This is a genomic window from Pseudoalteromonas luteoviolacea CPMOR-1, assembly GCF_001625685.1.
GTDB lineage: Bacteria > Pseudomonadota > Gammaproteobacteria > Enterobacterales > Alteromonadaceae > Pseudoalteromonas > Pseudoalteromonas luteoviolacea_K.
Genome location: NZ_AUYC01000035.1, coordinates 1 through 11,588 on the forward strand (window position 1 = coordinate 1; position 11,588 = coordinate 11,588).

Here is an 11,588-nt window from a genome sequence, read left to right on the forward strand (position 1 = left end):
TCGATCCAAGAGCGCATAAAGCATCTTCAAAAGATTAAAGCAAAAGCAAAAAAATCGACTCAAAATAATGAAGCTGTGCACCAAGCCCAGCAACCCAAATCACTAAAACCGTTTGGGAAAAGAGAGTATGAGCACACATTACCCTTCTCGTTGTTGGATTATCTTGAACTAGTTGAGTGGACCGGTCGTCATGTTCACTCAAAAAAGAAGGCTCACATACTAAAAAGGATGCCCGATATACTTGCATCTCTAAGAATTGAAGAATCGGACTGGTTGGATAGGGTAAAAAATTATAGTAATCACTACGGTAATTTTGTTGGTTCGCAAACGGTATTAAGAGCACATGCAGCTAAAAACGACATGAATTGGTATAAGGGCGTTGGTTAGTAAAACTTATTTTAAAACCCTCTTCAAATCTCTACACCTACCATTTATTGAAATTAAAATACTCATAATATAAATATATCTTTAAAATCAAAATTATTTTTGCCGATTTCAGAAGTGAATGTCTTACTTTGTATAATTATGGGCCTAATGCCAGTGTTTATTAAAAATCTGCCTGTCCAACTATCATACTCAGAATATAGTAAAGATATTCTTTAAAGGTGTAAAATTAGAGGGAGCTAACCCTAACATATCAAAATCTGCCCATCCAATTATCATACCTCAAAAGTTGAGTCCGAGTTTATTGAAGCACACCTCTTGATGTCATGCTTTTTTTATCTTTTTACGCAAAGAGGTAGGATTACCGTAGAAGTTCAATTAATTAGGAGTTAAGACCCTTTTGAGTTAAAGTCGGGCGTCATACCAAGTAATAAATAAAGTTTAAGATCAAAAAAAATACAGATATAAAAAGGTATCCGACTCCTTTCATGTCAGGGATTAACCTATCAATTTCTTGTACATTTTTAGATAGCAAAATCCTTGGGTTGCTAGATAAAAATAAAAAAAACCAACCGCCAGAAAATAGAAAAATCGAAAAACCAAAATTAGAGTTTATAAAATTAAGGCTTATGGCAAAGTTTAAAAAAGACATAAAAACTAATAACCACACAATACTTTTTTCACTCATCTTAACCACTTCCAATTAAGATCTGGATTATATGAAATAATCCAGATGAATTTTATTTTACGTTACAATCAAGTCTTATCTTGTTGCAAACTTATAAAGCACTGTCTGGCTATCATGAGCATTCACTGGCTGAAACGGACGTTTACCGTTTAAAATAACTTGCGGGTGACACGTTAAAAAGCCGCACCTTCAATAGCCAACAGACAGAAGAAATGATAAAAGCTAAAATAAACAGGCTAGGTATGCCTGAATACCAGTAAAAATGACAAGACCAATAGGACCTATTTGATCAACAAGGCTTTAACGGTGTATTTTACTTACTTTTTCTATCTTAATTTCCCCAAGCTTTTAGCTTAACCTAACTCACTAGTAATAAAAAAGTGTATGTATTAGCTTTGAGGTGCACAGTTTGAAGCAGGAAACAGTCGGCTATTTTGAATTTTGAAAAGTTAGCCAACTGTTTATAGCGTTCAGATTTGCTGGGAAATTAATAACAAGCTTGTTCCTCACTCGCTGAACATGTCCCTGTTATCTGCAGTTTTTCCTCAAAACGTTGGAAGTCACTGTTGCCATTTTCATCGGTCACCATTGCCCAACCAGATATAGTAAATGTCTGATTATACCGCTCAGTAAAAGATAGAGTTAGTGATCCGGTTCTTGAGCTTTCCCCGAATGCGCTTATGTACCTTTCTAGTTTCTGACCATTTGCTGAGTATTGAGGTATGCTAAATGTAATAGATGATCCGTCAATGGATACAGATTTTTGTACCACTACTCTAGCATTAGGCCCTGAGACATTAATTTTACTTCTAGCATATGCATCGACCGCATAAGTGAAATTACCGAGGTAACCGCCATCAAGTGGATTGTAAAGCTCAATCATATCAAACTCTTCATAAGCTGTAGGCTCGCGACTAGTGATTGAGCGGAAGGTCGCTTTTGCAGTGTTAAGTAGTCCACTATCAATAGGGAGGTCAGCAGCGTGCTGAAAACATTGATTGTTTTTAACTTGCTTACCTATGCTTGTATATTTATTGTACGCGTCTTGTTGTCTTGGGTTATAGTAATCGTCATTTGAGAACCCTGCCATAACGTTCCATGCTTCCCTCACTAATAACCATTCAACACCGGTTTTCTCTGCAAGCGACTCTGTCGCTTCTCTTTTTAAATCAGCTCTAAGTATTTGGTCGGAGCTGTATCTCGTTTTACCTAAAGTCCAATAGTTTTTGTCATGCGTGTTACACTCTTCTTCGTACTCTTTAGAGTGGTCTTCGACATAATCAAAGAACCAGTTTTCTAATTTTCCTGGGACACCATTTAAGTTGCCTTCAACGATTGTGCAACCATCTACTGGTATGTGGAATTTAGGGCAAGCATATATATTTTCTGCCAGATGGGGGTCCTGAGGTGCAGGTGCATTTGCTTGCAGCGCAGAGATTAATATTGGTACAAATAGAGTTGAATCCACTATATTTTCCTTGTTTTTACTAGACTGGTAGTTTTTACATTTTCAATGAGAAAAAGCCTTGAAAATGAGGTTTTTATTAAGTCACTAATTTAATGCGATTTTTATAATATAACTCAATCGGGTATTGTAATTCAATGTGTTGAATTGTTTTTTCGTCATTGATTTTATTAAAGCGGCTTGTTTATAAAATTAATTTTCGATGTGTTGGTTAAAAAGTTGGTGGGTCAAAAAATTACTATGTTTTTAAATATAACGATTCGACTATCATTTGAGTCTTCCGAGTAGGGAGTTATGACAACTAATTTGATGAGCTTGATGAGTATAAATAACAATATAATATTACTTTATATTATATTTAATGAAGAAAGCCCAACTTAGAGGGCTTTCAAATCTACCTATTATTGACATGCGCTAATAAATTGCCAAACTTGCCATTTGCCAGAGTATTGCGAAGGGTGCTGGTTATTTGTGTACCATTTTGCTTCATATAACCGATTATCTATGTGTACTTGATCGCCTTTTAGATAGACATCTGTGACGCGCCAATTTGCAATTCCTTTACACACCCCAACGCCATCGTCAGGATTCGAGTTGTCTAGCCATTGATTTCCAACGCCGTAATTCATGGCGCTGAGAATGTCGCCATTATCTTGGGCGTATTCCCAAGCAAAAATGCCACCTAGGTTGTTGTTTAGAACATATTGCGCTTTTTTAATGACGCTAGCTGGGTGATCAAAACCGACAAACGCAGCATCACTTTCTCGCCATGCATAGTGACAATCGCAATCAGCATCATAACGGATAGTAAATCCATTAATGCCTTGCCCATTTTGTCCTATGACTTCATCGACAAGACGCCTGTATGTACCAACACCTTCCTCATCCCATGGTTGAACAGCTTTTGGGAATAGCCCTGTTGCATTGCCTCCGATATGTGTACCTGAGCTGCTCAGGCTGACCCCGTCAAAACCACGAGCATATTTGGCCACACCAACAACCAACTTATTTGCCGGAACGCTTTTGTTCAGTAAGTTTTGCACACCTTGAATGACACCATGGGCTGCCATATTTCCACTGTGTGCATCCAAAGAGGTGTGGTGACCAATGTTATTTTTTGACCACCCGCCAAAAAAGTCATAGGTCATTAAAAATATATGATCAAGGTAGGGGGCAGCGCGCTCGTAGTCTATGTTTTTAACGTTATTGGAGTGTGTTCCTATTGCACTGGTGATCGAGTATTTCCTACCTAACTCTACCTCCAAGACATCGAATGCAGTTCTCAAATCTTGCATTAAGTCAGCATAATGGCCGCCTTCAGCGGGTGTATTTGGCCATTCCCAATCGATATCAATGCCGTCAAAAGCTTGGTGCGTCCGCAAGTATTCTACAACTGATTGAACAAATACTTGTCTGGCTTGTGGGTCTTTGGCCATGGGAGGAAATGTGTCTGAGCCGCCCCAGCCCCCAACTGAAGGAAGGATTGTGAGGTGAGGGTACTTTCTCTTTAACTGCGAAAATTTGGTTGCAAACTCTTTGTCTATAGTCGAACTGTCCTCTGCAAGTACATAATCGGGCTTATTTGCGCATACAGCTTGATCATTGGGTAGTTGCCCGGGTCCACATGCTCTGAGAAATGCGTATAGAATATGCGTTAAGTTATCGCCAGGTACATCATCAATGGCGCTTGGGTTGGACCAATTCGCGATGTATGTGCCAACCACTTTATTACTGGTTTGCTTAAATGGCTGATGAGCGCCTGTAAACTCCTGATACTGTGCTTGAGCCAAAGTGGAATGAGTCGCTGACATCAGCATCAGGCTAAATAGACTTGTGTTTCTGAATTTGTATATTTTCATAATTATCCCTTTACATGTTTTACTCGGCAGAACACACAACATAAAAGCACGTTACGCCAAGTTTTTAGATTGACTGTGCTGACATTAACTGCTCTTTGCATCAGCTTTTTGAGAATATTTTATACATTGGAGTTTGCCAAGTTGAACTATGGTAGAATAAATTATTCGTTGAAGGGACAGGGTTGGCATCGCTTTTGGCAAAGTGATGGCGCGTAAATGGCTACGTTGTGATGTTTTACATTGATAAAATGAGATAGCGCAAACAATGATTCATAAAGTCAATGGAAAATGGCTCTTCTAGGCATCTGTTAGGAGCGTTAAAACGAAAAGTTTAGGGCTTATATTTAGTATTTTTAGCATCTCTATGGGAGTTATTGATTTTCAAGTCTAAGGGAAAACTTGACAAGTTAGAGAAGTGACTCCAAGACCTCGATGTATTGTAAAAACGCTAAATAAGCATGCTTGTTTTTTCGTATAAATAAAAACACAGTCATCTCTTTGATAACATGGTATATACTATCGGCTATTAAGCGGGTGGTTAGTTGTTTTTAACACTATTTTTTAAATGTATATTTATGTAGTTAAGAAATGAACTATACAGTTTTTGTTGTATGTTCCTCGATTGGTTTGAAGTAATAATTGTAATGTTGTGATGAACGTAATTAAGAATAATTTCACTGGAAAAACGAAGCTATGGGAAGTGTTTTGGGTTCATTTTATTTTCTTGAGCATGGTATTTAATATTCTTACGGATGTCATGTCAACAATTGAAAACCCAGCATATCTATTTGCTTGGATGCCTTTTGTTACAGTTTGGTAAGTTTGGGTTGCTTGTGGATTATGGCAATGTGCTTTTAATACAAAGTACAGGTTCTTTGCATATATGTCTCGCGTATTGTCTGTAATATTTATCATTCTTATGTTGCATTATTACCACAAATTTGCGTTTATAATGAGCGATCTGTTTTAAAATTAGGATAAAGCTAAAATATAAAAAAGCATCAAAGAGGACAACTAAGTTGTACGTATTTTATAACTATCTTAATTCAATATTGAATAATTGATCTTAAAAAAACAGGTATAAGTGTTATGCTGATTAGCTTTATGGATACTAAAACATAGATGATAAGGTTGACGTTGTGATAAAAGTGTCGTGACTTTTTAATTTAAAAAAATATGCTTTCACTTCATCTTAACACTACTAATGTATTGTTATGCCGTGTTTTGTTCGGTGGTAGAGCCCGACTAGAGTTTGAACAGGCAAATAAGGTTTATGAAAATTATTTCAAAAATATCAGATCCGATTGAAAAAGCAGACTTATACTTCGGTATTCAACCTGATAATTTACAAAGGCCGTTTGTATTTGGTGCTGAATGCAATAATCGCAGTATGCCATCGATAGCGCGCTGGGGCGCATCTTCGACATTTGGTCTGGATAATTTAGATAATATTGATGAAACCTTTTGGCATGATTGGCGAGCGACTTTGCATCAGCTGAATTGTGACTGGGTAATTCCGATAATTGAAAAAGCGGAAAACACCAAAAACATAGAGGCCGCAATTACCGAAATATTACAAAGGTCCAGTGATAGCAAGCCGTGAGTGGGAAATTCGATGAATGAGTGACATATCGTATGCTGCTCAGTTAAGTATCTTAATGCGTATGACAAAAGGAGTTGTATTTATGTTTAAAGTGGTTAGTTTAGTCACACTATTGTGTTTCGCTTATCATACACAGGCACAGACAAAAACATGTGATTCGCTGGAGTCTTTGGCTTGGTTGCTTGGTAATTGGAGCGCCCACAACAGTAAGCTAAAAATAGATGAATCTTGGGGAAAAATAAGTAATCAAACTTTTGAAGGCAGTGGCCAAACGTATTCAATCAAGAAAGATAAAATTGTCAGTAAGGAAACCTTAAGGCTCGTTGAGATGTCTGGTGAGGTCTTTTATATTGCAAAAGTTTCCAGTAATGAATTGCCCGTTGCCTTTAAGCTAACCTTTTGCACTGCTGACACTCTTGTGTTTGAAAATTCAAAGCATGACTTTCCAAAAAAGCTGCGTTATCAGAGATTTGCAAATAATAAAATGACGGTCTCAGTATCAGGAGATAATGGTAAAGGCTTTTCAATAGATTTTATAAGTAATTGATATTGAGTGCACAGTTTGCAATGATAAATTAAAGCGAGTTTTGCCGAAAGGCAAAGTGTAAGGTATACACTGGGGTCACGCTGACAATAACAGACACGCATTGTATTTTATATTGCTCTGTATGAGTCTTACTTTTTAAAACTTTGGTGAGTCGGTAAAAGGTTGAATCATGTTCATTAGACATGGAATAAAATTGTCCTACCGTCTATTTGCTTACAGGGCTGGTTATGTGTATCTAAAAAGACATACACAATTTCCCCTCTTTGCGTCGATAAACCCAGTTGAGGACTCCCAGAAAATACTGAAAAACGGGCCTTAACCTGTATAAAACCCAGTTAGACGGTTCAGGCGCTCTCGGTGATTTCCTCAACTATATATGACTTCATCACCGAGACGAGTTTTATTTTTTCCTTGCGATCTTGAGCGCCTTGGTAACTGTTTTACATCGTGTATTAAGGTTTTGAGAGGGCAGCAACACCTTGCCAGTCCTCCAGGTCTTGGTCTGGTTTCTCTTTTCTATACTGAGCGTACTGGTTTACGCCCATGTCGTCTTCAAGTATATCGACAACCAATCCTTTTTCTCTTAATAAGTCTTCATTCCCACTTGCGTTGGTGATATCACCAACAACAACTCTATGAAAACCACGCATATACAGCAATGTTGCGCATACATCACATGGGCTGAGGCTGGTATATAAAGTTGTATGAGAAAAGTCGACTCTACCCGCATCTCGAATTGCCGATGTTTCACCATGGTTGTAAGGGTGAGACTCTTGAACAAGTGTATTGTGGCCTTTGCCAACGATTTGCTTTGTTTTGTCATTGACAATAACAGCCCCAATTGGGCAACCACCTTCGTCATAGCTTTTTTTGGCGAGCAAAGCTGCAATTCTCATGTAGTCTTTGTCCGTCAGTTTTTGATTAAAGTCCTTGCTAAGGAGTGTTGATAAACTGAGGGTGGGCATATGAGCTATCACATTAAGCGTGGTGTCACTGACTTCAGTATCACGATTGAACAGAGCAGGTATCATGTTTTTATCCAAAAAAGTACAACTGTCTCTTATATAAAAGAACAATAAGGAGCAATTGTGAAGCTTGGATACGAATTAAATATTTTCCATCACAATCCCTGACTTTGTAATTAAAAGAGTAACGATAAGGCTTGTATTCATGCGGGAGTTATTTCAACATGACATGAATTATAAAAAGGAGTGTGGCATGTCAAAATATGAAATGTTAGTTGGTCTAGAGATCATTGATGATGTAGTTTACAGCGAGTACCGTGCAGCAATGAAGCCTATTTTAACGGCTATGGGCGGAGAGTTCGGATATGATTTTCGTGTTTCAGAGGTACTCAAGAGCGAAGTTGAAGACAAAATAAATCGTGTATTCACCATTCGTTTCCCCAATAAAAATATCATGAGCGCATTCTTCGACGACCCTGAATATCAAGCTATAAAAGCGCAATATTTTTCTCCCTCTGTAGGCAGCTTCACGATAATAAGAGGATACGAAATAAATTAGCTGTATTGGCTAAGGTCGTATCTTAAATATGCGCTTTGGCTAGATTAAACAATATTTATATTATGAAAAAGAGGGGCTGCTTAAAATCTCATCTATCATTTACTTTTATTTAAAGTAAAGGTGAAGTTTGCCCTTTTTTGTTCATGAGTTTAATTGTATCTTACCGACTACTTTAATCGTGCTGATTTACAAGGATAAAAGATGAAAAGATTGGTGTTGTGTATGGATGGAACTTGGAATAAACCTGCGCAATATGATCGAGGAAAAAGAAAGCCAACCAATGTTGTTAAGCTTGCCAGAGGGGTTGACCCTGTATGTCCTGACGGAGTGCACCAAGTTGTTTATTACAGTGAGGGTGTTGGTACACATTGGGGGATGGATAAAATCTTAGGTGGCGGATTTGGTTTGGGCTTGTCGCAAAATGTATTACGTGCCTATCAATTTTTGGTTTTAAACTATCAGCCAGGCGATGAGATATATGGCTTTGGCTTTAGTCGAGGGGCTTATACAATTCGTAGTGTGATAGGTCTTATTAACAAAATTGGATTGTTGCCCAAAGATCATGCTTTTTATATGCCTGAAGCCTACAGGCTTTACCGCAATACAGCATCAGATAGTAAGGTTGCGGCATTTAAGTCTGAGCATAACTGCACTGATGTGTCTATTAAGTTTGTTGGAGTGTGGGATACGGTCGGTGCGTTAGGTGTGCCTTTTGACTTTGACTTTATTAATGGTCGATATCGCTTTCACGATGTGAGTCTAACTGAAAACATCGAGCATGCATATCATGCTTTAGCAATTGATGAAAAACGTGGGCCATTTAAACCGGCTATTTGGACTCTACCAGAGGGCTCCAATCAAACTTTAGAGCAGAAGTGGTTTGCGGGTAGCCATAGCAATGTAGGTGGCGGATATTCGCAAGATGGTTTAGCTAATATCTCATTACATTGGATAAAAGATCGTGCCAAAGAGCATGGTTTAATTTTTAATGAGAAGTTTTTGTCATATTATCGGCCGTATCACTTAGACGAGTACCGAGATTCAATGAGCTGGCTATACAAGATCACAGAACGCGTACGCAAGCTTGGCGTTGGAAAACGTACCAATGAGTCCTTACATGAGAGTGTCTATAAACGAATAACTGACAGTGATAATTATCAACCACACAACGCCATAGAGTTTATGGAAAAGCTCGAAGATAAGTTAATTGAAAAACTAAACTAGTTAAATTAAACCTTTAACATGTCATGTCATCTATAGCTTGTATCAGCCGAACAGTCAGGCTTTATTAGCAAAAGCCTGACTGTTTGAAAAGGCTTAATGTGCTTTCTGGTGTAAAAGAAATAGCGTCAGATCATTTAAATGAACTGAGTAAGCTGCTTTTTTATCCTTTAACGTGAGCATATTATTGTTTTGTTCCTGATCTCCGATAACAATGCAGTAGTTACATTTTTGTTTGTAAGATGCTCTGACTCGATAGCTGATGCTATTGTCTGAGCCATCAATGTTGCAGGTGATACCCATTGAAATGAGTTTGTTATGCAGTGAGTAACAGTAGTCTAAGTGCTGTTGACTAATTGGCAGCAATATAATTGCATTAGGGTTAAATTCTATGGGTAATCGTCCGTTGTAATGTTCTAATAAAATGGCAATGAAACGTTCTATTGAACCAAGCACTGCGCGGTGTAAGATCACCGGATGCTCAGGGTCTGCAGATTCATTTAGGTAAGTACAGCCAAATTTTTCGGCTAAGAAAAAGTCTAACTGAAATGTACCACATTGCCATTCCCTGTTTAATGAATCCTCTAGTGCAAACTCGACTTTTGCGCCGTAAAAAGCCCCATCTCCAGGCACAAGTTGATACGATAATTCGAGCTCATCTAAACCGGTTTTTAGATACTGTTCTAGTTCGTCCCACAGGGCGTCAGTGCCGATTTTGTTGTCTGGACGTAGCGAGATTTTTATCTTGATTTTTTCTTTCTGAAAACCAAAATGTGCATACATTTCAAATAACATATTACAAAATTGCTTGAGTTCATTTTTAATCTGGCCTTTTCGACAAAATATATGGCCATCATCTTGGTTAAAAGCGCGAAGTCGGAAAAGGCCATTAAGTGACCCAGACGCTTCGTTGCGGTGACAAAGACCAAACTCTGCAATACGATAGGGCAGTTGTTTGTATGATTTTACAAGGCTATTAAATATATTGATATGAAAGGGGCAACTCATAGGCCTAACCGCTAAATTATGCTCGTGAAGGTGGAACATGTTCTGCTGGTACTTGTCGCTGTGTCCTGAAGTGTGCCAAATATCGTGATTGGCTAGCACAGGGCTATTGACTTCATGATACCCGTATTTTAGCTGCATCGTACGAATATATGATTGAATACGCCGATATAGCTTATATCCTTGAGGGTACCAGTCGACCATACCTGATGCACTGCTCGACATATCAAAAAGCTGTAGTTGTTTACCTATTTTTCTATGCTCATTAATCATTTGTGTCTCACTTTTCGTTAATTTAAATGTGTGACATGAGCTGAGCAAATAAAAAAAGCTGGCAGTTCATGCCAGCTTTTTTTCAATCAAATGAATGCCAACACGACAATTAAGTGGTTGTCGTGGTGGTGGTTACTTGTAAAACGAATAGAGTAATTTTCATTTGATAGATAATTTATTTTTTATATGTTCCGAGTTTATTCTTTTTGTGTTTTAAATGTCAATAGATATAAGTTTTTAAATAATGTTTGGCTTTTAATATACTTAATTTAAATTATTGCAAATGGCGACTTAATTAATGCTGATTTTGATAAGGTATTCCACCATAATTAACATAAAATAATTTTCTTTTTCTAAAAAACAAGAACATATCTCATTCTAATAAAAAAGCATGGTTTCATCATGAGTTGAGCCGTAATTAATTTGAGCTGTTAACTTTTTCATATATTTCAATGTGTTGCTCTTCGTGTTGTTTGCCTCGTTTATGAAAGGTGGCTAAAGCCATTTCTATAAAGCAGCTGCTTATTATTTGGGGTAAGTAAATTCTGATTTTAAAATTTTCATGATGAGATTTTTGCATATATAGCATTTAAATTTTTTTTGTTAATTTTTTTATAATATGAATATAGTGTTTAAGGCATTTGGCCACGCGAGTGTTCATGACACTCTTTGCTTAAAACACAATAAATATAAGGAAACTAATGATGTTAAATAAAATCTTAATTATTTCATTGGCTATACTCACAATTGGTAACGTTGAGACGCTTAATGCTCAGCCTAGCATGACTGCCGATCATGCCCGAGTTTCATGTCATAACCCAAGATATGGAAATAGTTGGAGCGTTTATGTATCTGGTAACACTCAAATTAACCACTATGCGAGAAAGTGTATTTATGAAGGCGGTGCCCCGAGAGTTACTAGATACTGAGCTACTTTATTACCTGCTTAATTAAATCCAAACAGTGCAATGTGAGTTTGATAAATATGGTATTACATATTGCACTTTTATACCGGATTA

General features: G+C 37.4%; 10 protein-coding genes and 1 pseudogene. 7 read left to right on the plus strand and 4 right to left on the minus strand.

Annotated features, from left to right (window positions below; translation table 11 throughout):
- Positions 1-387 (plus strand): annotated as a pseudogene (locus tag N473_RS26530) (alpha-amylase family glycosyl hydrolase); the annotation flags it as partial.
- A gap of 485 nt (positions 388-872) precedes the next feature.
- Complete coding sequence (locus N473_RS26260; protein WP_155735619.1) at positions 873-1,091, plus strand: hypothetical protein; 219 nt, start codon at positions 873-875, stop codon at positions 1,089-1,091.
- Between the two features lie 468 nt (positions 1,092-1,559).
- Here N473_RS26260 and N473_RS14660 read toward each other — a convergent pair whose 3' ends face one another.
- Both N473_RS14660 and N473_RS14665 read right to left on the minus strand, forming a co-directional pair.
- Positions 1,560-2,540, minus strand: coding sequence for a hypothetical protein (locus tag N473_RS14660; protein WP_063368561.1), 981 nt, complete (start codon positions 2,538-2,540; stop codon positions 1,560-1,562).
- A 398-nt stretch (positions 2,541-2,938) separates the two neighbouring features.
- Complete coding sequence (locus N473_RS14665; RefSeq protein WP_063368562.1) at positions 2,939-4,396, minus strand: glycosyl hydrolase family 18 protein; 1,458 nt, start codon at positions 4,394-4,396, stop codon at positions 2,939-2,941.
- Positions 4,397-5,669: 1,273 nt separating this feature from the next.
- On the opposite strand from N473_RS14665, the gene N473_RS14675 reads away from it, so the two are divergent.
- Together N473_RS14675 and N473_RS14680 are read left to right on the plus strand one after the other, a co-directional pair.
- Complete coding sequence (locus N473_RS14675; RefSeq protein ID WP_063368564.1) at positions 5,670-5,999, plus strand: hypothetical protein; 330 nt, start codon at positions 5,670-5,672, stop codon at positions 5,997-5,999.
- A 16-nt stretch (positions 6,000-6,015) separates the two neighbouring features.
- Positions 6,016-6,546, plus strand: a complete 531-nt coding sequence (locus N473_RS14680; RefSeq protein WP_155735620.1) for a DUF6265 family protein — start codon at positions 6,016-6,018, stop codon at positions 6,544-6,546.
- Positions 6,547-6,998: 452 nt separating this feature from the next.
- Here N473_RS14680 and N473_RS14685 read toward each other — a convergent pair whose 3' ends face one another.
- The gene (locus N473_RS14685; protein ID WP_063368566.1) at positions 6,999-7,577 is read right to left on the minus strand and encodes a nucleoside deaminase; all 579 of its coding nucleotides are present in this window, start codon (positions 7,575-7,577) and stop codon (positions 6,999-7,001) included.
- Positions 7,578-7,764: 187 nt separating this feature from the next.
- Between N473_RS14685 and N473_RS14690 the strand changes: the two genes are divergently transcribed.
- Together N473_RS14690 and N473_RS14695 are read left to right on the plus strand one after the other, a co-directional pair.
- On the plus strand, positions 7,765-8,070 hold the full coding sequence (locus N473_RS14690; RefSeq protein WP_063368801.1) for a DUF1330 domain-containing protein: 306 nt from the start codon (positions 7,765-7,767) through the stop codon (positions 8,068-8,070).
- Between the two features lie 201 nt (positions 8,071-8,271).
- Positions 8,272-9,294 (plus strand): DUF2235 domain-containing protein, encoded by a 1,023-nt coding sequence (locus N473_RS14695; protein WP_063368567.1) that lies wholly within the window; start codon positions 8,272-8,274, stop codon positions 9,292-9,294.
- Between the two features lie 93 nt (positions 9,295-9,387).
- Here N473_RS14695 and thrS read toward each other — a convergent pair whose 3' ends face one another.
- The gene (thrS, locus tag N473_RS14700; RefSeq protein WP_269202348.1) at positions 9,388-10,617 is read right to left on the minus strand and encodes a threonine--tRNA ligase; all 1,230 of its coding nucleotides are present in this window, start codon (positions 10,615-10,617) and stop codon (positions 9,388-9,390) included.
- A gap of 653 nt (positions 10,618-11,270) precedes the next feature.
- Here thrS and N473_RS14705 point away from each other — a divergent pair.
- Complete coding sequence (locus tag N473_RS14705) at positions 11,271-11,498, plus strand: hypothetical protein (RefSeq protein WP_152614542.1); 228 nt, start codon at positions 11,271-11,273, stop codon at positions 11,496-11,498.
- Positions 11,499-11,588: the final 90 nt, after the last annotated feature.

Excerpts from the sequence above, each read along its gene's own strand:
- N473_RS14695 (WP_063368567.1), top strand. The coding sequence starts at position 8,272 with ATGAAAAGATTGGTGTTGTGTATGGATGGAACTTGGAATAAACCTGCG.
- N473_RS14665 (WP_063368562.1), bottom strand. The coding sequence starts at position 4,396 with ATGAAAATATACAAATTCAGAAACACAAGTCTATTTAGCCTGATGCTG.
- N473_RS14705 (WP_152614542.1), top strand. The coding sequence starts at position 11,271 with ATGATGTTAAATAAAATCTTAATTATTTCATTGGCTATACTCACAATT.
- N473_RS14675 (WP_063368564.1), top strand. The coding sequence starts at position 5,670 with ATGAAAATTATTTCAAAAATATCAGATCCGATTGAAAAAGCAGACTTA.
- N473_RS14680 (WP_155735620.1), top strand. The coding sequence starts at position 6,016 with ATGAGTGACATATCGTATGCTGCTCAGTTAAGTATCTTAATGCGTATG.
- N473_RS14690 (WP_063368801.1), top strand. The coding sequence starts at position 7,765 with ATGTCAAAATATGAAATGTTAGTTGGTCTAGAGATCATTGATGATGTA.
- N473_RS26260 (WP_155735619.1), top strand. The coding sequence starts at position 873 with ATGTCAGGGATTAACCTATCAATTTCTTGTACATTTTTAGATAGCAAA.
- N473_RS14685 (WP_063368566.1), bottom strand. The coding sequence starts at position 7,577 with ATGATACCTGCTCTGTTCAATCGTGATACTGAAGTCAGTGACACCACG.